The sequence below is a fragment of the Variovorax sp. GW458-11-26-14-LB1 genome (genome assembly GCF_059423965.1).
On the sequence record NZ_JBWKYW010000013.1, the window covers coordinates 63,749 to 86,256 of the forward strand.

General features: G+C 69.0%; 16 protein-coding genes and 1 pseudogene. 4 read left to right on the forward strand and 13 right to left on the reverse strand.

Features of this window, described 5'->3' with window-relative positions; translation table 11 throughout:
- Positions 1-76: 76 nt before the first annotated feature.
- From AC07YS_RS11440 to AC07YS_RS11450, 3 genes are read right to left on the reverse strand one after another with little or no spacing between them, the layout of a single operon-like run.
- Positions 77-790 (reverse strand): FadR/GntR family transcriptional regulator, encoded by a 714-nt coding sequence (locus tag AC07YS_RS11440; protein ID WP_124459896.1) that lies wholly within the window; start codon positions 788-790, stop codon positions 77-79.
- Positions 787-1,710 carry a dihydrodipicolinate synthase family protein gene (locus AC07YS_RS11445; protein ID WP_495267878.1) on the reverse strand — a complete coding sequence of 308 codons (924 nt, stop codon included), beginning with the start codon at positions 1,708-1,710 and terminating at the stop codon, positions 787-789. Before AC07YS_RS11445 ends, AC07YS_RS11440 begins: the two co-directional genes overlap by 4 nt.
- An 8-nt stretch (positions 1,711-1,718) precedes the next feature.
- A complete protein-coding gene (locus AC07YS_RS11450) occupies positions 1,719-3,431 on the reverse strand; it encodes an IlvD/Edd family dehydratase (protein WP_495267877.1) in 1,713 nt (570 codons plus the stop codon).
- Between the two features lie 428 nt (positions 3,432-3,859).
- Between AC07YS_RS11450 and AC07YS_RS11455 the strand changes: the two are divergent.
- A pseudogene (locus AC07YS_RS11455) lies at positions 3,860-4,522 on the forward strand (ATP-binding protein); the annotation flags it as partial.
- Positions 4,523-4,534: 12 nt separating this feature from the next.
- On the opposite strand, the gene AC07YS_RS11460 reads toward AC07YS_RS11455, so the two are convergent.
- The 6 genes from AC07YS_RS11460 to tssJ form a co-directional block, all read right to left on the reverse strand.
- Positions 4,535-6,502 carry a serine/threonine-protein kinase gene (locus AC07YS_RS11460; protein WP_495267876.1) on the reverse strand — a complete coding sequence of 656 codons (1,968 nt, stop codon included), beginning with the start codon at positions 6,500-6,502 and terminating at the stop codon, positions 4,535-4,537.
- A 36-nt stretch (positions 6,503-6,538) separates the two neighbouring features.
- On the reverse strand, positions 6,539-7,264 hold the full coding sequence (gene tagF, locus AC07YS_RS11465) for a type VI secretion system-associated protein TagF (protein ID WP_062473933.1): 726 nt from the start codon (positions 7,262-7,264) through the stop codon (positions 6,539-6,541).
- Position 7,265: 1 nt separating this feature from the next.
- Positions 7,266-10,901: a type VI secretion system membrane subunit TssM gene (gene tssM, locus AC07YS_RS11470; protein ID WP_095743177.1), complete on the reverse strand. Its 3,636-nt coding sequence runs from the start codon at positions 10,899-10,901 to the stop codon at positions 7,266-7,268.
- The gene (locus AC07YS_RS11475; protein ID WP_495267875.1) at positions 10,901-12,283 is read right to left on the reverse strand and encodes a DotU family type VI secretion system protein; all 1,383 of its coding nucleotides are present in this window, start codon (positions 12,281-12,283) and stop codon (positions 10,901-10,903) included. Before AC07YS_RS11475 ends, tssM begins: the two co-directional genes overlap by 1 nt.
- A gap of 8 nt (positions 12,284-12,291) precedes the next feature.
- Positions 12,292-13,587, reverse strand: coding sequence for a type VI secretion system baseplate subunit TssK (tssK, locus tag AC07YS_RS11480; RefSeq protein ID WP_235926916.1), 1,296 nt, complete (start codon positions 13,585-13,587; stop codon positions 12,292-12,294).
- Positions 13,588-13,830: 243 nt separating this feature from the next.
- Positions 13,831-14,346: a type VI secretion system lipoprotein TssJ gene (tssJ, locus tag AC07YS_RS11485; RefSeq protein ID WP_062473939.1), complete on the reverse strand. Its 516-nt coding sequence runs from the start codon at positions 14,344-14,346 to the stop codon at positions 13,831-13,833.
- Between the two features lie 171 nt (positions 14,347-14,517).
- Between tssJ and AC07YS_RS11490 the strand changes: the two genes are divergently transcribed.
- The 3 genes from AC07YS_RS11490 to AC07YS_RS11500 all read left to right on the forward strand — a co-directional run bounded on the left by AC07YS_RS11490 (position 14,518) and on the right by AC07YS_RS11500 (position 17,636).
- Positions 14,518-14,892, forward strand: a complete 375-nt coding sequence (locus tag AC07YS_RS11490; protein ID WP_223301458.1) for a TssQ family T6SS-associated lipoprotein — start codon at positions 14,518-14,520, stop codon at positions 14,890-14,892.
- Positions 14,893-14,962: 70 nt separating this feature from the next.
- Positions 14,963-16,849, forward strand: coding sequence for a type VI secretion system-associated FHA domain protein TagH (gene tagH, locus AC07YS_RS11495; protein WP_495267874.1), 1,887 nt, complete (start codon positions 14,963-14,965; stop codon positions 16,847-16,849).
- Positions 16,842-17,636, forward strand: coding sequence for a PP2C family protein-serine/threonine phosphatase (locus AC07YS_RS11500; protein ID WP_495267873.1), 795 nt, complete (start codon positions 16,842-16,844; stop codon positions 17,634-17,636). The genes tagH and AC07YS_RS11500 overlap by 8 nt, the downstream gene beginning before the upstream one ends.
- A 12-nt stretch (positions 17,637-17,648) precedes the next feature.
- On the opposite strand, the gene AC07YS_RS11505 is transcribed toward AC07YS_RS11500, so the two are convergent.
- The 4 genes from AC07YS_RS11505 to AC07YS_RS11520 are packed head-to-tail and all read right to left on the reverse strand — an operon-like array spanning position 17,649 to position 22,503.
- Complete coding sequence (locus AC07YS_RS11505; RefSeq protein ID WP_492733315.1) at positions 17,649-18,029, reverse strand: DUF4150 domain-containing protein; 381 nt, start codon at positions 18,027-18,029, stop codon at positions 17,649-17,651.
- Positions 18,030-18,044: 15 nt separating this feature from the next.
- The gene (locus tag AC07YS_RS11510; protein WP_495267872.1) at positions 18,045-18,689 is read right to left on the reverse strand and encodes a DUF3540 domain-containing protein; all 645 of its coding nucleotides are present in this window, start codon (positions 18,687-18,689) and stop codon (positions 18,045-18,047) included.
- 53 nt (positions 18,690-18,742) lie between these two features.
- The gene (locus tag AC07YS_RS11515) at positions 18,743-19,795 is read right to left on the reverse strand and encodes a pentapeptide repeat-containing protein (protein ID WP_495267871.1); all 1,053 of its coding nucleotides are present in this window, start codon (positions 19,793-19,795) and stop codon (positions 18,743-18,745) included.
- Positions 19,792-22,503, reverse strand: a complete 2,712-nt coding sequence (locus AC07YS_RS11520) for a DUF2169 family type VI secretion system accessory protein (RefSeq protein WP_495267870.1) — start codon at positions 22,501-22,503, stop codon at positions 19,792-19,794. Before AC07YS_RS11520 ends, AC07YS_RS11515 begins: the two co-directional genes overlap by 4 nt.
- Positions 22,504-22,508 lie beyond the last annotated feature (5 nt).

Genomic DNA, 22,508 nt, shown 5'->3' on the forward strand with positions numbered 1-22,508 from the left:
CCAGCGCGCACGGCTCCGCCCAGGCCTGAAGGCCTGTGCCCCGCGAACCCGGCCGTTGCCGGATCGGCGAGAAGCGCTACACGAAATTTCTCTGGTAGGTGTCTTCGAGCAGCTTCGTGGCTGCGCGCGCCGCGGCCTCGGGCTTGCGTTGCTCGATCGCCCGTGCGATGTCGGCGTGCATGGCCATGGAGTGGTCCATGCCGCCGAACTTTTCAAATGTCTTCGGAACGCTCACCATCAGCGCGGCCCTGATCACCGAGGCCACCGGCATCAGGAAGCGGTTGTGCGCCGCCGCGATCACCTGCAGGTGAAAGTCGACGTCCGCTTCCATGGCGCGTTGGGGGTTGTCGTGGCCTTCGCCCATTGCATGCAGCGCGGTGCGGATGCGCTGGATGTCTTCGGGCGTGGCGCGCTGCGCCGCGAGCTTGGCCGCCATCGGCTCGATGGACAGGCGTATCTCGAACAGTTCCTGCATCAGCGTGCCGGGCTCTTCGGTTTCGCCGTGCCAGGCGATCACCATGGGGTCGAGCGTGTTCCAGTGGTCCGGCGTGCGCACGCGCGTCCCGATGCGCTGCTTCGCTTCCACGAAGCCATTGCTCGAGAGCAGCGCGAAGGCTTCGCGCAGCGTGGTGCGGCTGACTTGCAGTTCGGACAGCAGGTCGAGCTCCTTGGGCAGCGTGTCGCCGGGCTTCAGTTCGCCCTGCAGGATGCGGCGGCCGATCCGTCCGGCAATCTGCGCCGGCAGGCCGCGCTCCAGGTCCCGGGCGCCAGCGTCGTTCGATAGATTCATGGTGATCTTTCCTGGGGGCCACCGAGCGGGCCCAATGCCTTGGCGAAACGCGCGACCATGGCTTCGCCGGCCGCGACGGGGCGCAAGGCAGGCGCCCGGTCGTGGATGTCGATGCCCGCGCGTGCGCCGAACAGGCGCTTGCCGTAGCACAGGAGATTCTCGATGCCCTGCATGCCGAACACGGCCGCCGGCAGCATGGCCTGGTACGCGCGCTCGGCGGCGGCCTCGTCGCCACGGCGAAACGCCTCGTAGGCATGGACCGCATGGTCGATGCAATCGGGCGCCAGGATCATGCCGCGGCATCCCGCGCGCAGGTTGTCGACCAGCTCCAGTCCGCCACGGCCGTTGAAGACCGGCACCCGGCCCCCGGTCCGTTCGATGAGACCGGCGATCTCGACCACCGGCCCTTCGCCCTTGATGAGCTGGATGTTCGGATGCTGCGAAACCAGCTCGCGGATCTCGTCCGCCGTGAGGCCGCGGCCGAAGAAGGCGGGCGCATTCTGGACCGCCACAGGCAACGTGGTCGCCGCCGCGACGCGGCCGAAAAAGCGGATGTACTCGGCCGCGCCGAAAGCGCCGGCGGCGGGCGGCTGCAGGATCACCCAGTCGGCGCGCGCGCGCTCGGCATGCCGCACCTGCGCGACCTGCTCGGCCACCGACGAACCGAAGATGGTGAAGGCCAGCGGCACCCGGCCGGCCGTGTCTTCGGCGACCCAGTCCATCACCGTGCGGCGCTCGGCCTCGGTCAGCTTGGCCACCTCGGTCGCGAGTCCGAGCGCGGCCATGCCGTGCACGCCGCTGGCCAGGCAGGTCCGCACCTGTTGCCGCATGGCGGCGCGGTCGAGTTTTTCTTCGGCGTCGAACAGCGCATAGACGATCGCGTGGATGCCGTGGAACGTGTCGGGTGTGAAGGCGGGCATGCGCGACCTCAGTGGCTTTCGCGAGGAATGGCGTGGCCCCGGCAACCGATCAGGAAGTCGAGGTCCGCGCCGCGGTCGGCCTGAATGACACGCTCGACATACAGGCTCTGGTAGCCGCCCTTCATGGCCGGCACCGGTGCCACCCAGGCGGCGCGGCGCTCGGCCAGCTCGGCATCGCTCACGTCAAGGTGCAGGCGCCTGGCCTCGACGTCGAGCTCGATCATGTCGCCGTTGCGCACCAGCGCCAGCGGGCCGCCCACCGCGGCTTCGGGTGCGACGTGCAGCACCACGGTTCCATACGCGGTGCCCGACATGCGGGCATCGGAGATGCGGATCATGTCGCGCACACCCTGCTGCAGCAGCTTTTGCGGGAGCGCCATGTTGCCGACCTCGGCCATGCCGGGGTAGCCCTTGGGACCGCAGTTCTTCAGCACCATGATGCAGTGCGCGTCGATGTCCAGCGCGGGGTCGTCGATGACGGCCTTGTAGTGGTCGATGTCCTCGAACACCACCGCGCGGCCGCGGTGCTTCATGAGCCCCGGCGAGGCGGCCGAGGGTTTCAGGATGGCGCCGTCGGGCGCCAGGTTGCCGCGCAGCACGGCCATGCCGCCTTGCGGCGTCAGCGCCTTGTCGCGTGGGCGGATCACTTCGGTGTCGTGGTTGCGCGCGTCGGCGATGTTCTCGCGAACCGGCTTGCCGGTAACCGTCAGCGCGTCGAGGTCGAGCAGGTCGGCCATTTCTTTCATGACCGCGGGAATGCCACCGGCGTAGCAGAAGTCTTCCATCAGGAAACGGCCCGACGGCATCAGGTCCACGATGGTCGGCACGTCGCGGCCGAAACGGTCCCAGTCGTCCAGCGTCAGCGGCGTGCCGATGCGCCCCGCGATGGCCAGCAGGTGCACCACCGCGTTGGTCGATCCGCCGATGGCGCCGTTGACGCGGATGGCGTTGATGAACGCCTCTTTCCTGAGGATGGCCGAGAGCCGCAGGTCTTCGTCGACCATCTCGACGATGCGCCGGCCGGTCATGCGGGCGAGGCGGTTGCGGTGCGCATCGACCGCCGGGTAAGCGGCATTGCCGGGCAGCGCGATGCCCAGGGCTTCGACCATCGATGCCATCGTGGAGGCCGTGCCCATGGTCATGCAGCTTCCCGGCGAGCGCGACATCGCGCTTTCGGCATCGGCGAAATCCTGCGCGCTCATGACACCGGCGCGCACGTCTTCGGAAAACTTCCACACGTCGGTGCCCGAGCCGATGGTGCGGCCCTGAAAGCGGCCGTTGAGCATCGGCCCGCCGGAGATGACGATGGAGGGCAGGTCGCACGAGGCCGCGCCCATGACGAGCGAAGGCGTGGTCTTGTCGCAGCCGGCCATCAGCACCACGCCGTCCATCGGGTTGCCGCGAATCGCTTCTTCCACATCCATCGACGCCAGGTTGCGAAACAGCATCGCGGTCGGGCGCAGGTTGGATTCGCCGCACGAGAACACCGGAAACTCCAGCGGCAAGCCGCCCGCTTCGAGGACGCCGGCCTTGATGTGCTCGACCAGGCCGCGGAAATGCGCGTTGCAGGGCGTGAACTCGGAGAAGGTGTTGCAGATGCCGATCACCGGCCGCCCGTCGAAGGCATCGTCCGGCAGGCCGTTGTTCTTCATCCAGCTTCGATGGATGAAGGCGTCCTTGCCCGTGCCACCGAACCAGTGCTGCGATCGTCTTTTCTTCACTCGCTCTTGCTCCAAAACATTCCGGGAAACGGCAGCGCAGGGCTGCCATTAATAAGTAATATTATCGGAGTTATTTGGCGAATGAGCCTAGGGAATCACCGGATATGGCGGGCTGCGAAGTTGCAAAACCCCACTCGCTGCATCGAGCCTCGCCCGATGCCACTGGCGCCACGCCCTCGGGCGCCTTTACCCGTATCGGTTGAGCCGTCGAGGAACTTGTCACCCCCAAAGACTCCTCCTTGAGGAGACAGCGACACAGTGAAGGCATGCGCTGTCATGGGATCCGAAAACTAAGTTGCTGGGCCGAATCGAAATGCGGGGCACATCCTCTCTCAATTGACTTTGAGTGCAGTCGCCTTGAGCGGGTCCGTTCGCATTTACTGGCAGCAGATTCGTCCCCATTCGCATTTTTCGACGTTGCTTACAGCGGCTCGCCGCCGCGGCCGGGCGAGATCTCGCGCGCGCACCACGGCGTTCTGTTTTTGGACGAGTTCCCCGAGTTCACGCGCGCCGCGCTCGAAGCGCTGCGCGAGCCGCTGGAGACCGGCACCATCACGATCACCCGCGCCGCCCGGCGCGCGGAGTTCCCGGCCCGCTTCCAGCTCATCGCCGCGATGAACCCCTGCCCCTGCGGCTACCTCGGCTCCACGCTCAAGCCCTGCCGCTGCACGCCCGAGCGCGTCGCGCGCTACCAGGGCAAGCTCAGCGGCCCGCTGCTGGACCGCATCGACCTGCACATCGAGGTGGCGGCCGTGTCGGCGCCGCAGCTGCTCGATGCGCCGGCGGGTGAATCGACCGACAGCATCCGCGCGCGCGTGGTGGGCGCGCGCGATCGCGCGCTGCAACGCCAGGGCCATGCGAACCAGGCGCTGCAGGGGCGAGCGATCGACACGCACGCCATGCTCGACAACGCCGCGCGCCAGCTGCTGCAGCAGGCGGCCGCGCGGCTGGGCTGGTCGGCGCGCAGCACGCACCGCGCGCTGAAGGTGGCGCGCACCATCGCCGACCTCGCGGGGCAGGACGCCGTGCAGGCGGCGCATGTGGCGGAGGCGGTGCAGTACCGCCGCGCATTGCGCACCGGCACGCCCTGACCCGCTGCCCTCTTACTTGAACTCGTGGCTCACCACCGGTGCGGACTTGCTGTCCTGCACCGTCACGCGCTGGCGGTAGGCCGTGAGGTCGCCGTTGCGCACCTCGATCGTGTAGATGCCCGGGCGCAGCGGCAGCGACTTGAGCGGCGGGCTCACGCCGCGGTCGGCGCCGTCGACGAAGACCTGGCCCCAGGGCCGGATGTTGAACTGCACGCGGCCCATGCCGGGTGCCGCGGCCGGCGGCGGTGGCGGGGCCGGCGATGCGCCCGCGATCACGGTCGGCACGGGGTTGGTGCTGCCCGCGGCGGGCGGCGGCGGTGACTGCCGGTTGAGCTGGGCGATGGCGTTGCGCGCCTCGCGTGCATGCAGGCCGCGGCGGTGGCGCCGCAGGTAGGCCTCGTAGCCTTCGCGGGTGTTCTCGGCCTGGGCCAGGTTCCAGTCTTCCACCTCGGCGACCACGGCGGGGTCGGGGGGCGGCGGCGCTTCGGCTTGGGCCGGTTGTGCAGGCTGCGCGGGCGGCGCCTCGGGCTCGGCCGGGGGCGCCGCAGGTGGCGTGGGCGCGGCGGCGATGGGCACGTTGTCGAGCGGGCTCAGCGGGGCGCTGGCCGATGCAGCGGGCGCGGACGCCGGCGGGGCCTCTGAGGTCGCGCCGGCCGGCGGCATCGCGGCCGGGGGCGCGCCCGGATCGGACATCGGCGTGCCCGGCGGCGGCGCGGCCGCGATCATCGGATCGGACGGCGCCTTGGCCGTCAGCCGCCAGCCGATCCAGCCGCCGACCGCGAACAGCGCCAGCACCAGCGCGCCGACGAGGAACCACGGCGGGCGCTTCGATGGCTTCTTCGGGCGTGCGACAGGCGGCGGCGCAGGCGGCGGTGGTGCCTGCACGCGCGCGGTCGCCGCTTCCACGGGCACGGGCTGCACCTCGGGCGCGGGCGGTGGCGCTTCCTCCACCGGCTCCGGCGCAGGCGGCTCCTGCGGCACGGGCGCCGCGACGGGCACGGCAGCAGCAACCACCGCCGCCGCCGGCGCCGCCCGGTCCACCACGTACAGATCGCCCAGCTTCACCAGCCCCAGCTCCGCCGCAAAGGCCGCCACCGTCTGCGTGCGGTCCTTGCTGTGCACGGCCAGCGTGTGGTCGACCGCGGCGCAGAAGGCCGGGCTCAGGTCGTCGCGGTCCATCGACGACAGCGGCACGTAGGCGTCCTGCACGCTGCGTACCACGGCCGAGGGCGGCGGATGGCCGGTCACCGCGCGGTACAGCACGGCGCCCAGCGCATAAAGGTCGGTCCACGCGCCCTGCAGCAGCGTGTTGTCGTCGGCGTACTGCTCGATCGGCGAGTAGCCCGACTTCACCATCACCGCGACCTCGTCGACCAGATCGGCGATCGACTTGCGCGCGGCGCCGAAGTCCAGCAGCACCGGGCGGTCGTCCTGCTGCTGGATGAAGATGTTGTCGGGCGCGATGTCGCGGTGGAAGCACTGGCTGTGGTGCAGCGTGTCGAGCGCGCCCAGCAGCGGCCCCAGCATGCCCAACAGCCAGGGCTCGGTCAGCGTGCCCGGCTCGCTCTCGGCCAGCTGGCGCAGCGTGCGGCCCTTGTAGAGCTGGATCGCCATGTAGGCGGTGGAGTTGGCCTCCCAGAAGCGATGCACCCGCACCAGCGCCGGATGGCTGAACTGCGCCAGCGTGCGCGCCTCGTTGATGAAGCTGCGCAGCCCCGCCGCGAAGGTGGCGGTGAGGCGCTCGGAGCGCACGTGCACGCTGTTGTCGCCCACGCGGCGCGCGAGCATCGAGGGCATGTATTCCTTGACCGCCACCTCGCGCTGCAGCGAGTGGTCGTAGGCGCGGTAGACGATGCCGAAGCCGCCCTCGCCGATGACTTCGAGCAGCTCGAACTCGTCGAGCCGGTGGCCCGTGCCGAGGGGATGGGGGCGCTCCTCCTGCGGGTCGGGCGTCGCGCTAGGGCTGGCGGGCGTCGTCATGGGGTGTCTCTTCTTCCTGCGGGTGGGTCGGGCGCGTCATGCCCACGGCACGTGGCCTTGCGAAAACAACTGGGAAAACAGCGGCGTGTTGAGCCCGCCGCCGTGCGCCGCGGTGCGCAGCGGCGAGCCGTCGGCCTGGTTGGTCCACCAGTAGCTGGTGCCGCCGAAGGGGTCGAAGCACAGCGGCAGCTCGGGCCAGCCCAGGCGCTGCTGCGCGCTCGCGCCGCGCGCCCCGTTGGCCGGGCCGGCGGCCGCGCCGAGGATCGAGAGGATGTCGTCCGAGCCGCCGCTGGCGGTGCGAAAGCCCGTGCGGCCCGCGGCCAGCACCTGGCCGTCGAAGAGGTCGGGCGCCACGCCGTGGCGGATGGCCTGCAGCAGCGCGCTGCCGCACTGCCAGTACCACGCGGCCGAGCCTTCGAGCAGCGCGGGGTGGTAGCGCGCCGCGTCCACCTGCAGCGCCACGCAGGCCGGGTAGTAGCGGCCCACGCGGTCGCAGCTGGGCGCGATGCAGCCCAACTGGACTGCGTTCACGCCGTGCGTCGCGGGGATGGCGAAGTTCCAGACCGGGGCCACCGCGTAGTGGCGCGTCATGGCGTCGGGCCAGCGCTTGAAGCTGCCGAGGCCGTTCTGCATCCAGCGGTCCCACCAGGCCTGCAGTTCGCGCGGCATGCGGCGGTAGAGAAAGTCGCCGGCCGACGGCAGCTTGCCGTACCAGCCGATCTGCTCGTCGAGCGGCGACCAGGCGTGCGGGGGAGGCGTCATCCTAGGATTTCCCGGGGCAGGAGAAGCTGTTCATCTGCGACAGCCGCAGCGGGTTGTAGACGCTGTTGGCCGTCACCGCGAGCACCACCTTCTTGCCTTGCAGGTCGAAGGTCGCGTTGAACGACTCGGGCGTGCGCCCCGACGAGATCGAGGCCTTGTCGAACAGCCGGTGCAGCGCCCACGGCCCCTCGGTCACGATGCCGCCGGCCGGCGTGCCGTTGGCCACCGTGACCTGCAACCGCACCTGGTTGCTGTTGCGCGGGCCGGGCCACTTGATGCTGCTGGGCGCCTGCGGGCCGTGGGCGTAGCGCACCGTCTGGCCGTCGATGTCCAGCGTGAACTGCGTGAGCGTGGCGTCCATGTCCTCGGGCCGGATGTCGAGCGTGAACGAGGGCGTGCGCCCGCCCGCCATGCCCGTGAAGAACACGTCGCGGATCGCCTGCGCCTTCTGGAACGCATCGAGGTACGCCGAGCGCCCCGACGCGCTGCCGTCGACACCGCGCTTGAAGGTCCACGGGTTGACCGAGGTGTCGACCTGCGAGGCGAGGTTCTTTTGAAAGAAGTCGTCCATCATCCCGCCGGGCGCGAACAGCTGCGCGAAGTCGCCCGCCGCCACGTCGCGGTTGGAGCCGCGCGCGAACGGGTAGCGCCCCGCGATCGCCTGGCTGCAGAACTGCCCGATGGTCGCGGCCGCGTTCTGCCCGATGTTCTGCCGCGTCACCGCCGCGGCCTTCGACGACGCGGTGGCCGACAGGTCGTTCAGCATGCCCTGGAACGGCACCGGCAGGCGCCCTGCTTCGGCCTGCAGCTTGGTCACGGCGTCGCCGGGCGGCGGGATGTTGCCGCTGCGCAGCGCGGTGTCGGTGGCGGTGAGGAAGGTGTACAGCTCGTTGATGAGCGCGGCCGTCTGGTCCAGCGGCGTCTGGCCGCCGGCCTTGGGCGCGGTCACCATGCGCCGCAGCGGCGCGAAGTGGTTGTCGACCAGCGACTCGGGCCGGTCGGGCGCGGTGTTGCGGCGCTGGCTGCCGTCGGGCTGGCCGATGAGCTGCTCGATGCGCTCGCGCGTGCTGGTCACGCGGTTCTGCGCCTGGTCGAGCAGGCTGCGCGTGGCCTCGTCGTGGTTGCGCAGCAGGTCGGTCTCGCGCGCCGCGCCGCGAATGAGGCGCGACATCGGCGACTCGCCGGTCGACAGCACGCGCGTCATCTGGATGCTCTGCAGCAGCGACTTGCTCTCGGCCAGCCGGATGTCGGCCAGGTACTCGTCCCAGGTGCGGATGTAGTCGCTGAGGTACAGGCGCCGCACTTCGCGCAGCAGCAGCTCGCGCGAGGTGATGTCGGCGATGCCCGGCGCGCGGATCTGCAGCACCCAGCGGTCTTCCTGCTCCAGCGCCAGCGTGGTCTCGGCCATGCGCTTGTCGAAGATGTCCCAGTAGCCGCGGTAGGTGAACAGCGTGGGAATGCCGTCGGTCAGCGGCTTGCCGCTGGCGCGCCGCACCACCAGCGCCGACTCCGCACCGCCCGCCTCGGCGATGGTGAAGGCATTGGGCGCGCTGGTCTGCAAGAGGATGCGGCGCAGCCGCGCGTACGAGCGCTGCGCCAGCGGCACGCCGGCCAGGCGCTCGCGCGTCTGTGCGATGAGCTTGTCGTCCTTGGTGAAGGGCGAGCTCACGACGCGGTCGGCGAACAGCGTCTTCAGGTGCGCTTCGAGGTTCGTGCGCTGCTCGCGCGTGAGCGAGGCGCCGATCTTGCGGTCGACGTCGGTCAGCAGCCAGGCCTGCAAGAAGTCGGCGTCGTAGCGCTCGGGGTCGTACAGCATGAGGTAGGCCTTGAGCGCCTCGTAGCTGTATTCGGCGTCAAGCTTCGCGGCTTCGCGCAGCGACTGCTCCACGCGCTGCGCGGCCTGCGGCAGCAGCACGGTTTCGAGCGCGCGCTGGTACACGCCGTCGGTGGCGGCCTGCAGCTTCTCGCCCTGGTAGAGCCCGAAGCGGTAGCCCACGGGCGGATCGCCGATGTCGAACTCGGCCGATTTCGGCAGGTCGCGCAGGCGGTCGAGGATGAGCAGCGAGCTCGCGATGTCGCCGCTCGAATCGACCACCGTCGGCAGCTCGCCGCGCGCGGCGGCCTTGTTGAAGGCCTTGGCGTTGCCGTCGACCTCGGCCACGTAGGCCTTGTTGTGGCGCCAGCTGTTGGCCCACGCGCCCAGCAGCACCACCGCGAGCACGCCGACCAGCGCGTAGCCCGCCAGGTCGATGGCACGGCGCCGGCGGTACCAGCGCAGGTTGGTGCCGGCCACGCCCGCGTCGCGGAAGATCACCTGCTGCAGCAGCTCTTTCAGGAAGTAGCTCTTGCCCGGGCCCGGCGGCGGTGCGGGCGGCGCGTTCACCTGCAGGTAGCGCTTGATGGCGCCCATCACGCGGTCGAAGGCCGTGCCCTCCTGCGTGCCGCTGGTGAAGTACACGCCGCGCAGCAGCGGCGCCACCTCGAACTTCGACGGGTTGAACACGTCGGCCAGGAAGGTGCCCAGGATGTCCTCGAAGCTCGCGAACTGCTGCGGCAGCAGGTAGGCCTGCGCGCGCCGCATCGGGTCGGGCTCGGTGGCCATCAGCTCGGGCAGACGCTCGTCCAGGCGCTGGTGCAGCAGCTTGTATTCCTGGTGGAAGCGCTCGCGCAGGTCGGCCTTGGCCGGGTCGGCGGGGTTGCCTTCGATGGGGAAGGTGAAGCCCCACACCTGCTGGCGCTCGGCGCGGCCCAGAGAGCCGAAGTACTCGTTGAAGCCGGCCAGCAGGTCGGTCTTGGTGACCAGCACGTACACCGGGAAGTTGATGCCCAGGTCGTTGCGCAGCTCGAGCAGCCGCTTGCGCAGCGCCATGGCGTGGCGCGCGCGCTGCGCGTCGTCGGCCAGCGGCAGGTCGGCGATGCTGATGGTGAGGATCGCGCCGTTGATCGGCTGGCGCGGCCGGAACTTCTTGAGCAGCTCGATGAAGCCCTTCCACTCGCCCTCGTCGGTCTCGCGGTGGCTCTCGTGCGTGGTGTAGCGCCCGGCCGTGTCGATGAGCACGGCCTCGTTGGTGAACCACCAGTCGCAGTTGCGCGTGCCGCCGATGCCGCGCACCGCGGCCTTGCCGAGCTGGTCGGCGAGCGGAAAGTCGAGGTCGGAGTTGACCAGCGCCGTGGTCTTGCCCGAGCCCGGCGCGCCGATGAAGATGTACCAGGGCAGCTGGTAGAGGTACTGCCGGTCGAACAGCGCGAAGCGCCCCGCCGCCTTGCCGCCGGGGCCCGGGCCGAAGCGCATGTTCTTCAGCACCGCGGTGGCGTCGGCGAAGCCGCTGTGCAGCTCCTTGATCTCGGGCGCCTCTTCGGGCTTGGCCTCCTTCGCCTTGGGCGACGGCGTGCGCAGCTGGTGCAGCAGCTGCGCGTTCAGGCGGCGCTCGCGCCACTTGCGGTAGGCCACGCGCACCAGCCACACGCCGAACATCAGCGCGATGACCACGATGCGCACGAACTCGCCTTCGAGCGGCCGGTAGCGGCCCACGGCGATCACCGGGCCGATGACCCAGATCAGGAACGCGAGCGCGACCAGCCCGAAGAAGACCCAGAGGTCGCGGCTGACGAGAAAGCGGAAGAGCGCGCGCAGCATCAGCGGGTTCCTCCTTGTGGTTGTTGCTGCCGGGGTTGCGGCGCAGACCCCGGCACGGGCACGCCCGCCACCGGCGCCACCAGCAGCGTCACCTCGACGCGCCGGTTGCGCGCGCGGTTGGCCGCCGAGTCGTTGGGCACCAGCGGATCGGCGTCACCGCGGCCTTCGGCGCGCAGCCGCTCGGGCCGGCTCAGGCGCGTGGCGATCATGGCCTTCACCGCATCGGCGCGCGCCTGCGAGAGCTGCCAGTTGGACGGGAAGCGCACGCTGCGGATCGGCTGGTCGTCGCTGAAGCCGCTGACCAGCACGTTGCCTTCCACCGCGTTGAGCGCGTCGGCCACGCGCGCGAGCACCGGCGCGTAGCGGTCGAGCACGCGATCTGAGCCCGAGGCGAACAGGCCGTCGCCGCGCAGCACCACCACGCTGCGGTCGGCCTCGTCGCGCACCGTGAGCAGGCCGTCGCGGATCTCGGGCTCGAGAAAGCGCTGCAGGCGCGGCTGCGCCGCGGGCACCGCCACCGCGCGCTGCGTCTGCGGCAGGCGCACCGCGTTCACGGCCGAGAAGGCGCCATCGGAATGGCCCGCGAGGTTGAAGGTGAGCACCGCGAACACCAGCACCAGCAGCACCGCCGCCACCGCGCCCACGGCCCACACCGGCAGCCAGTGGCGCGTGCGGCGCACGGGCGCGCTCGCGTCCTGCCAGTGCGGCGACAGCGGCGCAGCGATTTCGCCGCGCGCCTGCCGGATGATCTGCAGCAGCCGCTGCTTGAGCGTCTCCAGCTGAGAGCGGCCGTTGTCGATGACGCGAAAGCGCCCCTCGAAGCCCATCGCCAGGCAGAAGTAGATGAGCTCGATGAGGTGCAGGTGCTGCTGCGGGTTTTGCACCAGGCGCGACAGCAGCTGGAAGAACTTCTCGCCGCCCCAGGTCTCGTTGTGGAACATCACGAGCAGGCTCTGCGACGACCAGATGCTGCCGCCCCACGGCGTGAGCGCCGCGGCCTCGTCGACCGCGGTGCACAGGCAGTAGCGCGCGCCGATGATCACTTCGGGCGCGATGCCGGCCTGCTGCGCGCGCGTCTCAAAACGCCGCACTTCGTCGACCAGGTGTTCGCGCAGTTGCGCGGGCGACGGGTGGTGGCCGGTGGCGCGGATCTGCGGGATCAGGTCGAGCAGCGGGTTGGCCGCCGCCACCAGCGGGTTGTTGCCCGCCAGCGCCGTGTCGCCCGCATGCGGGCGCCGCGCGTCGTGCCACGCGGTGAAGGCATCGGGCTGGGGTTGCTGTTGTGGTTGCGACCCCGGTCCGCTGTGCGTGGTCGCGCCGCCGCCCGGATTGGGCGGCACGAAGCCACCCGGGCCGACGGCCATGTCATTGGCACCGTTCATAGGGTCCCTCACGGACGGATGGCCCAGAACTCCATGGCGAGCCCCGGAAAGTCGCCGGCCAGGTGCATGGCGACGCCGCCCGATTTCTCGAGCTGGCGCCACATGTCGCCGCCCTTGTCGAGTTCGAAGTAGTGGTAGCCCGCGTGGTACGGGATCTGGCGCGGCGCCACCGGCAGCGAGCGCACGACCACGCCGGGCAGCTGCAGCTGCACGAGGTCGCGGATGCGCTCGACCGAGCCGATCTTGACCTGCGTCGGGAAGCGCTGTTGCACGGCATCGGCCGGCAGGTCGGCATGCACCGCGAGCACGAAGGCCGCGTTGCGCACCAGCACCGGGTCGGGCATGCGGCCCACGCGCACGCCGTGGCTGCGCTCTTCGAGTTCGATGGCGATGGCGCTCTGCTCGAGCACCGCCGACAGCGAACGCCGCAGCTCCTCCATCAACGGGCGGATGCTCTCGTTGAGGTTGTCGTGGTCGTACACCGGCCACACCACCGGACGGCGCGTGGGCGAGGTGTGCGTGGCCAGGTCGCAGGCCAGCTTGAGCCAGTCGACGAACAGCGTCTCGGGATGCACCTGCACCGCCTGCTGCGCATGCCAGGTGAGTGCGAGGTAGCGGTTGACCAGCTCCAGCAGCAGGAAGTCGGAGACCTCGCTCACGCCGCCGCGCCCCGGCTGCGACAGCCGCGAGGCCAGCGCTTCGGAGCGCTGCGTGAGCAGGCCGTGCAGCTCGGCCGTCATGCTGCGCAGCATCGGGTGCGCCGAGGCATCGAGCACCGGCGGGATGTAGTTGGCATCGACCACCAGCTTGTGGTCGGTGCGCCGCTCGATCACGCGCACCGCGCCGATGGCCTGCCACTCGGCCGTGAGCGACGACGCGCGCGCCAGCCGCAGGCGCGGCTTCGCCAGCTGCAGCACCGCGGGGCCGAGCGCCACCGCGTTGCCGTCGGCCACTTCGCGCTCGACCACGCCGAAGCGCGCGGCCGAGCCTTCGTCTTCCGAGAAGATCACCTCTTCGCTGCCGGGCCTGCGCAGCGGCAGTGCGAGCACGATGAGTTCGTCGGTGAGGTCGGTGGGCACGTCGAAGGGCATGGGTGCGTCTTCGAGGCCGAACGAGAACGGCGTGCCGTCGGGCAGCACGCCCGCGCCGCCGAGCAGCGACACGCGCCCGAGCGCAAAGGCATCGCGGTCGATGTCCAGGTGCAGCCATCCCCAGTAGGCACCCTGCATGCCCGCAGTGCGGCGAGTGACGTACTGCTCGACATAGCGCTCCATCTGCTGGAAGTGCTGGGGCCGCAGGTACATGCCTTCGGACCACACCACGCGATTCGCCAATGCCTGAGATTGGGCGCCCTGACCGGCTGCGCCCGCGTTGCGAACTGTCACCAAAGAACCTCCTGGAGTGCTCACACGGAGGCGGGAAATGCGCTGTACAGCGGCTCCCCGCTCGATCTTCTTTCGCGTCTGATGCTACACGGCGCCTCTTGCGTTTTGCATGCCTTTTCAGAGGCGAATGCGCCGCACTTTCGTATTAGCGCGCGTTGAAACTTAACGACTTGGTAGCAGTTCGAGGCCGCTCTTGCGCACCGCGATGCGCACGCTCTGCTCGCTCGGCGAAAACTGCCACACCTTGTAAAGATTCGTTTGTTTCGGCTCCTTCAACGGCAACACGATGCGCCACCGCGCCGCTTCCAGCTTGCGATAGCCGGCGATGACGCCGATGGCGCGCGAGTCGAGTCCGGCCTCGCGCTTGAACACGCGTTCCTCGCCGCTGCGCAAGATGGCCTGGTCCGCGTTCACGAGCTCGGTCATGAGCGTCTCGCGGTCGCGGTCCTGCAGCGCGAAGTAGTCTGCCGTTTCAAAGTTGCCGGAAGATTTCAGTTCGAAGACCTTCACGAGAATCGGTGCGGCCTGGCCGCGACCATCGGGATTCACGCCGTCGTCGATGCGCACGGTGATGGCATACGGCGTGGGCATCGACTTCGCTGTCGATGCGCAACCAGCGAGGCCTGCGAGCAACGGCGATGTGGCCAATGCGCCTTGAATCAAGGTCCGTCGATGCATGAGATCTCCCTGAAAGCTTCGCGATCTATATTATCGAAACCATGCACGCGCACGGTGTGCATTGCGTGCTGTTGCATCGTGATGCAACAGCACGCCCTCTCTCACGCATTGCCTCTCGCGAAGTAGGAGAAAAGATTGAAGTCTCGCCTGCCTGTTCTGTCTTTTGCCTTCATGCTTGCGCTGTTGAGCGGCTGCCAGAGCACCCCGGATGCCTCACAGCAACCCGAACGCCTGAGCCAGCAAGTGGCACGCACCACGCTCGAACGCGCGCAGCAGGCCTACGATGCGGGCGACTACGCCAAGGCCATCTCCACCTTGAAGAGCGGCGGCGTGTCGGTGTTCGACGGGGCCGAGCCCGCGACGCGGCTGGCCGCACTCAAGCTCGAAGCCTTCAGCTACTGCGTGAACAACCAGATCGCGGAATGCCGCACGCAATTCCGCAAGCTCCTCGATGTGTTCCCGAGCTTCGACCTGAATGTCGCGGAACGCACCCACCCCGTGTGGGGCCCCGCGTTCGAGGCCGCGAAGAAGATGAAGCGCGGATGACACGCGGCCGGCCACGGCCACGGCCGCGCCCGAGCACGCTCGCGCCCACCGCGACGAACATGGAGATGCCATGCGCTGGACAGTGATTGAACACGGCGGCATGCCCGTGGCCTCGGGGCCTTCGGCGCTGCTCGCAGCCCCGGGCGGCACCATCGGCCGCAGCCCCGACAACCACCTCGTGCTGCCCGACGAACACCGGCAGATCTCGCGCCTGCAGGCCACCGTGCGCTTCGACGACGACGGCGCCGCCGTGGTGCGCAACATGAGCGCGGTGCTGCCCATCAGCGTGAACGGACGCACGCTGCGCCACGAAGAAGAATCGCGCGTCGCGTTGGGCGACCGCGTGACCATCGGCAGCTACGTGCTCGAAGCCGCGAGTGCAAGCCAGGCCCCACCGCCTGCGATCGCCGAGGCGCCCATCACCGAGCCGCTCACGGAGCCACCGGCCGCACCGATCACCGAGCCGTCGCTGTCGCAGTTGGTGTCTGCTCCGCCTGTGGCATCGAACCTCGCATCGGCCCCGTCGATCAGCGCGCTGCTGCCCACTGCAGCACCGGCCTCCGATGTCTTCGCGGACCTGTTCGGCGAAGGCGCGCTGCCCCTGGGCGATGCACCGCCCGAGAAGACGGTCGTGATGCCGACCTTCGCGCCGGCGCCGATGAATGCGCCGGCCCCTGCGCCCTTGCCTGCACCACCGCCACCACCGTTCTCTTCCACTGCTGCAGCGCCTTCCACGACCACGCAGGTCTCCGCGCAGATGCCGTCGGCCGCCGACTGGGACGCCATCCTCGCGAACGCGCCGCGCCGTGCCGACGATGCGGCGGCGCCCATGCCCGACCCGCTGGCGCACGAGCCCTTCGCCCTGCCCTCGCAGGCGCAGCGCAACCCCGTCGATCCGCTCGCCGGGCTGGACCCGCAGGCGACGCAGGGGCTGTCGGACCTCGCGCTCAAGCGCAGCATGGACCCGCTCTCCTTCTTCGCCGAAGACCGCGATGCGCCCTCGCCGCTGTCCGACCCGCGCCCCACGGCGCTGACGCAAGACAACCCGCTCGACGACGTGCACCCGGCCATGGACCTGATCGCACGACCGCCTGCCGCGTCGTCGGGCCACAGCCTCGCGAACCATGCGCGCGAGATGACGTCGCAGTTCAATCCGCCGCAGCCGGTGGCAGTCACGCCATCGGTCGCAGTGCCGGAGCCTGTGGAAGAGGCTGCGCCTGTTGAAGAGGAGCCCGTTGTTGTCGCAGCGCCGGAGATTCCCGTCGCACCGGCGGTTCCTGAAGAAGCGCCGCCTGCCTTGCCAATCGCGGCAGTCGCTGCGCCAGTGCCGACTTCACCACCCGCCCCCTCCTCCGACGACGACCTGTTCAAGGCGTTCCTCGAAGGCGCCGGCGTACCCGAGATCGCAGGCCAGCAGCCGCTCGATGCCGAAGCCATGCGCCACCTCGGCCGGCTGATGCGCGCCTTCACCGACGGCACCATCGAGCTGCTGTCGTCGCGCGCGATGCTCAAGCGCGAGGTGCGCGCCGAGATCACCATGATCGTGGACGAAGAGAACAACCCCTTCAAGATCTTGCCCAACGGCCGCGCCGTGCTGATGCAGATGTTCGGCGCGCGCATGCCCGGCTTTCTCACGCCCGAGGCCGCCGTGCACGATGCGCTGGGCGACCTGCAGTCGCACCAGCTCGGCATGGTGGCCGGCATGCGCGCCGCGCTGCTCACGCTGCTGCACCGCTTCGACCCGGGCGGTCTCGACAAGGCCACGCCGCACGACGGCGGGCTCGGCGAGAAGTTGCTGCCCGGCGGTCGCGAAGCGCGGCTGTGGCGCCAGCTGAAGCAGCTGCACGCCCACACCACCGCCGCCGTCGAGGACGACTTCCAGGCCGTCTTCGGCCGCGCCTTCCAGCAGGCCTACGACCGCGAGATGGAACGCTTGAAGGAGGCGCGCCGTGCTTGAAGCCACCCACGCCTTCGCCGTGCCCATCTCGACCTCGCAGTTCTCGTGCGTGGGCGAGCGCAGCGGCAACCAGGACGCCATTGGCTACCACCTGGACGAACGCAACGCCTGCTTCGTCGTGAGCGACGGCGTCGGCGGCCACGCGGGCGGCGAGCTGGCCTCGCGCATCGTGGTCGACACGGCGCTCAACACTTTTGTCGACCACCCGTCCGTCGCCGCCGACGACATCCGCCACGCGGTGAAGGAGGCCAACGACGCCGTGCTCGCCAAGCAGCGCGAGCTGGCCGACCAGAGCCGAATGAGCGCGACCATCGTCTCGCTGTTCGTCGACCGCGCCACCGGCGAAGCCTGCTGGGCCCACGTCGGCGACAGCCGCCTCTACTGGTTCCGCCGCGGCGCGCTGATGCAGCGCACCGAAGACCACAGCCTGTCGGAACGCTCGGGCGAAGCCGCCGCGGGCCAGGGTGCCAACGGCGGCGAGCGCCTGGTGAAGAGCAACCTGCTGTACCGCGCGCTCGGTGCGCGCGCGACGGCGGAGACCTCGGTGTCGACGCCGCAGCGGCTGGCCGATGGCGATGCCTTCCTGCTGTGCACCGATGGGCTCTGGCAGCTCATCTCGCAGCAGGTGATGGAGCGCTCGCTGCAGCTGGCCGACAGCGCGGAAGAATGGCTCGCGCTGCTGCGCCGCGCGGCCGAGGCCAAGGCCGACAAGTCGCGCGACAACTACTCGGCGCTGGCGGTGTGGGTGGGGTCGCCGCAGCAGGTGACGCTGGCGGGGCCGGCCTGAATCGACGCGCCCTCAGGGCGCCAGCATCAGCACCTTGAACTGGCTCGGCACGATGCGCATGCCGACGATGTTGCAACGGTTCTGCACCGTGATGCTGGTGACCCGCGTGGCCGGCGTCCCCTTGAGAAGCACGGTGAACGCGCCTGTCACATGACGCGATTGCTGCATGAACGTCTGCGACACGACGCCGCCCAATGCCCCGGGCTGATCCCCCAGGGTGATGGGCGTGGTCGTCGCCATGTTGTGTGCCGGCATCGCCATGAAGAGGATGTTCCAGGCATTCGGAACAGCCATCGGCCCCATGGCCATGTTCGGGTATGGAATGGGCACCGGCGACTTGCAGACGTCGGGGAAGGCCATGTCCATTCCCATGAGCTGACAGTTGGCAAACATCTGGTAGTTCCTCTCTCAGCCCATGTGGATCTGGGCCGCGTCCACCTTCACCAGCTCCTGACCGGTGACCACCGTGTGGTGGCCATGAATGCGCACCGTCTCGCTGGCCTTGTAGTCCATGTGGCCCGCACGCACCTGGTCGACTTCATCCGTCAGGCGCAGCGTCTGACGCGCCATCTGCACGATGCGATCGGCCACGGTCTCGAATACCTTGCCGACCAGCCGGACGCTGCCGGCCGCGGCCTGCACGGAGCGCGTCACCAGCCGCAATTCACCGATGTCGCACTCGCCCTCTTCGGTCTTGAGCACGAAGCGCTTGTCTGCGCGAAGGCTGAGCTCCGAGGCACTCGCGATGGTCACCCGGCCATTGCCGGTAGCCGCGAAGGTGACGTCGCCCGCCGCCTCGATGCAGCTTGACGACGCATCGGCCTGCTCGATCACGGCGATCAGGTAGGCCCGCGCGCTGTCGGGACCGGACACCAGCACGGTATCGCCGCAGGCCGGTTTGAGCAGGCAGCTCGCCGCGCGCCGGCAAACCCAGGCAGCACCCTGCTCGTCGTCGACGGTGACACGTCCATCCGGCAGCAATGCGGCGACCACCCCCTGGAAGTGAACCGGAGCCGTCAGCTTCGAGGCTTTGCGCAGTGAAACGACTGACATGAAAATCTCCTTGTTTCGATGAGTCAACAGTGGAACGGACAGGCTTGGCGGCATCAGCGCGGCACACGGATCATCTCTTGAGCCTTGAACAGCTCCGGATCGTTTTCGATGATGCCGCCGCCTCCCGAGAAACGCGCCTCTGCGCGCGCGGCCCGATGAAAGCGGGTGCGCAGAAAACGTGCATTGCGCAGATCCGCGTGATGAAGTTCGGCGTAGGAAAAATCAGCGTCCTGCAGGTCCGCGTCGCGAAAGCTGGCCCCCCTGGCCTGCGCGCGATGGAACACGCTCAGCGGCAGGCGCGAGCGGCTGAAATCGGCGCCTTCGAGTTGGGCGTCGGCCCAGATCGACTGATCGAAGATGGCATCGCTGCAATTCGCTTCACGCAGATCGGCCTCCGGGAACATCGTCTGGGCGGCATCCGCACCGCTGAAGTTCGCCTTGGTCAGCGTGGCGCCCTTGAAGTTGCTCTGGGTCAGCACGGCGCCGCTGAAATCGACACCTGCCATCGCGCTGTCGGTGAACTGGCAGCGCAGGAAGCTGGTGTGCGCCAAGCGCTGGCCTTCGAGATTGCACTCCATCAGGATCGAGCCATCGCATTGGGTCTGGGCGAACGCCACCGTGCGCAGATCCATGCGATAGAACATCAGGTGCAGCAGCTTCGCGCCACGGCAATCGAGCTGGTCGACCCGTGATTCGGTGACGACGATCTGATCGCAAATGCCGGGCTTCAACACCGCATGCCCGAGTTCGCATCTGACAAAAGCCACGCGCTCCATTTGCGCCTTCGCGAAATCCGCGTGAGCCAGCGAAGATTCGAAGAAGTTGGTGTCCAGCATGAACGCGCGGCCGAGTTGCGCGGCCTCCAACCGGCACCGAAACACGCGCACGTCTTTCAAGCTGGCCGCCGACAGGTCGGCTTGATCGAAGTTGCATTGCGCCAGCGAACTGTCGTCGAGGCAGGCGCCATGCAGATTCGTCCCGCTCAGGTCGACGTGCTCCATCTGTGCCCCCGACAAGTCGACGCCGCTGAGGTCCTGACCCGCGAGACTCGCTCTGACCACCGGTTCGCCATGCCGAATCTTGTCCAGAAGTTCTTCGACTGTCATCGAACGGGTTCAGTCCTGCGTGCGGGCAAGGTCTTGGCGCCTTGGGTGTAGGCGCCGGTGAAGGTGGTCGAGCCGTCCATGGCGGCCTGCGACACGTCGGCGCGAAACAAATTGGCGTCCTGCAGGCTGGCAAAGCGCAGGTCGGCCTTGGAAAGATTGGCGTCGATGAGGTTGGCGCCGCGCAACGAGGCTTCGCGCAAGTCCGCGCGAATGAACAGGCTCTCGCCGGCATGCAATCCCTCCAGCCGCGCGCGCCGCAGGTCGCACTCGGAGAAGTCGCAGCCGTCAAGGCGTGCCCTCGCGAGGTCGGCGCCAACCAGTATGGCGCCGCGCAGGCCGCACTGCTTGAGCGAAGCGGCGCAGAACACGGCCTGCACCAGGCTGCAGCCATGGACGAAGGAACAGGTGACGAGGCTGGCCTCGGTGAAGTCGACCCCCTCCTGCGCATCGACGGTGACGAAAGCACAGGCGTTCAGCGCGGCGCGGACGAAGGATATCCCCTTGAAGCTGCACTCGATCCAGCTCACCTGCTTGAACGCGGCGTTGTCGAAAGCCATGTCTTCCAGTGCCAGCTTGACCATCGCCATCTGCTCCCAGTGCGAGCCGCGCGCATCGCAACGCACCCATTCGCTCTCGAACAGATCGGCTTGGTTGAACGCGGCCTTCGCCAGCACGCAGGAACGAAAAATGGTCTTGTTGCAACGCGTCTGCACGAAGCTTGCACCCGTGAAGTTCGCGCCTTCGCATTGCGCGCCACCCAGATTGGCCTCGTCCAGCCGCGCATCGGTGAGCGAAGCCCGGACCAGCCGCGCCCGCGCAAGCACCGCGCGCGTGAAGTTGCAGCCATCGAGCCGCGCGTCGCTGAAGTCGACGTCTTCGAGGTTCGCTTCCGTGAAGTCGGCACCGCGCAGATCCAGGCCCGAGAGGTTGGCGCCGACGAAGCTCATGCCTGCGAAACGACGCTCACCGCTGGCTGCGGCCTCAAGACGCCGACGCAGCCGCCTGGAGCGCAGGCTGCTGGCCGGCGGCGCCGGCTCGAGCAGGTGTGCGCCGTGGAGGTGCCCCATGCGCGCGCTGCGCCCGGCCTGCTCGCGCAGCCGTGCGCTTTCGGCGGCCTCGTCGGGTGTGAGGGGTGTTCGGCGCTCGCGCGCCGCGTCTTCCTCGAGGCGCGCGAGGTCACGCAGCAGGCGGTCCGGGTCGAATCGGCGCTGCACGGGCTTGCCGGTCCGCGCCGTGACCTCGGTCATGGCCTTGTCGATGCTCGCCTGGATCTCCCCCGACAGCTTGCGCGGATCCATCTGCGACAGCGGCGGGATATCGATATCGGGTTGGATGGCAGCGGGCATCCCCTGTGCGACGGCCTTGGCGCGGTCCTCGGCGCCGCGGGCAAGGGCCGCCTGGCGCATCTGCTCGAGGGCTTGATCGGCCTTCTCGGCGAAGTCGGGCAGATCGTCCATGGAGGCAGGTGGCTGCAAATCCGGTTCGGACAGGGGCGGCAGATGCTGCTCGGGATCCAGGCCCTGCGCCAGCAGTCGGGCGCGCAGGCGTTCGTGCTCGCGCCGCCGGCCTGCGTGCAGGTTGCGCACCAGCGGAAGCGAGGCGATATCGGGCATCTGGTCGCCTGCCCATGGCCCCATGATCGCCTTGGGGACCAGGTCGCTGTCGCGCAGGACCAGCACCGCCTTGGCTGGATCGATGCGCTGCTGCAGCACCTGCTGGTAGTGGGCGAGCGGCCGCGGCTGATCGCGCAACTCGAGCGCGGGCATGATGTGCTTGACGTCGGCCGCGTCACCTTCCGCGATGGGCGATGCACCGTGCCAGACCAGGATGACGCGCTCGGCGTGCGGGAAAAACCAGGCCGTGCTCAGGCGCAGCGAAATTTCCGACAGCGCGCCACCGTCTTTCTGAAAGCTGGCGAAGCAGCGCGCCTGCCAATCGGGCAGCTGGCCGCGCATCACCGGCTGCCGAGGGTGCATGTTCCACAGTTCGTAGGCGGCGCCCGGCGGCAGTTCGCGATGGCCGGGCAGGCGTTGGTCGGCAGGTGCGGCATTGAAGTAGCGCCAGTCCATGTCCTCGGCGAAACCCGGGTAGTCGTGCTGCAGCCATTGCTGGTCGTAGGCGCGCCCCATCAGCGCGAGCCGCTGCGGCCGATCGGGTGGTATGGCGCCGAAACCCGCAGGCACGATGCGCCGCCCGGGTGTGTCCTGACGCGCGCCGGGCAACTCGACATGGGGAAGCCGGCGCGTATGGACGCCGTTGATCGTTTCATCGAAGCTGCCGATGCCTTCCGGGTTGTCGGGCTCGCCCGGGCCGCCATAGGCATGTGCCCAATCCAGCCTCAGGCGTTCGAAAGGCTGGGCAGGCGTCGCGCGGCCGTCAAGCCAGTAGCGATCACCACTCACCAGCACTGACTTGGCCTGGCCATGGAAGACGGCCTGGGCCGCGCACAGTGTCTTGTCGTCCTGATGCGCCGTGTACGCATAGCCGCTGACCAGCCACTCCGGCTCGATCTTGGGCACGCCCAGGTCCAGCACGTTGCCGGGCCCGATCTCGTCGGCCGCCAGCTTCCAGAGATCCTGGTCGGGCATCAGCAAGGGCTCGGGCGCCAGGCTGGCCATCGCGAAGACCGAGACGCCCAGCAGGTCTTGCCGCTGCCGTCGGAAGGGCCGCGTGAGGATGCTCAGGCGAAAAGGCTTGATGGTCTTCATGGGGG

Coding starts and splice junctions, on each gene's coding strand:
- AC07YS_RS11445 (WP_495267878.1), bottom strand. CDS start 1,710: ATGCCCGCCTTCACACCCGACACGTTCCACGGCATCCACGCGATCGTC.
- tssM (WP_095743177.1), bottom strand. CDS start 10,901: ATGCTGCGCGCGCTCTTCCGCTTTCTCGTCAGCCGCGACCTCTGGGTC.
- tssK (WP_235926916.1), bottom strand. CDS start 13,587: ATGTACCTGCGGCCCCAGCACTTCCAGCAGATGGAGCGCTATGTCGAG.
- AC07YS_RS11460 (WP_495267876.1), bottom strand. CDS start 6,502: ATGACGACGCCCGCCAGCCCTAGCGCGACGCCCGACCCGCAGGAGGAG.
- AC07YS_RS11510 (WP_495267872.1), bottom strand. CDS start 18,689: ATGTCAGTCGTTTCACTGCGCAAAGCCTCGAAGCTGACGGCTCCGGTT.
- tagF (WP_062473933.1), bottom strand. CDS start 7,264: ATGACGCCTCCCCCGCACGCCTGGTCGCCGCTCGACGAGCAGATCGGC.
- AC07YS_RS11505 (WP_492733315.1), bottom strand. CDS start 18,029: ATGTTTGCCAACTGTCAGCTCATGGGAATGGACATGGCCTTCCCCGAC.
- AC07YS_RS11515 (WP_495267871.1), bottom strand. CDS start 19,795: ATGACAGTCGAAGAACTTCTGGACAAGATTCGGCATGGCGAACCGGTG.
- AC07YS_RS11440 (WP_124459896.1), bottom strand. CDS start 790: ATGAATCTATCGAACGACGCTGGCGCCCGGGACCTGGAGCGCGGCCTG.
- AC07YS_RS11490 (WP_223301458.1), top strand. CDS start 14,518: ATGCTTGCGCTGTTGAGCGGCTGCCAGAGCACCCCGGATGCCTCACAG.
- AC07YS_RS11475 (WP_495267875.1), bottom strand. CDS start 12,283: ATGAACGGTGCCAATGACATGGCCGTCGGCCCGGGTGGCTTCGTGCCG.
- tagH (WP_495267874.1), top strand. CDS start 14,963: ATGCGCTGGACAGTGATTGAACACGGCGGCATGCCCGTGGCCTCGGGG.
- tssJ (WP_062473939.1), bottom strand. CDS start 14,346: ATGCATCGACGGACCTTGATTCAAGGCGCATTGGCCACATCGCCGTTG.
- AC07YS_RS11520 (WP_495267870.1), bottom strand. CDS start 22,503: ATGAAGACCATCAAGCCTTTTCGCCTGAGCATCCTCACGCGGCCCTTC.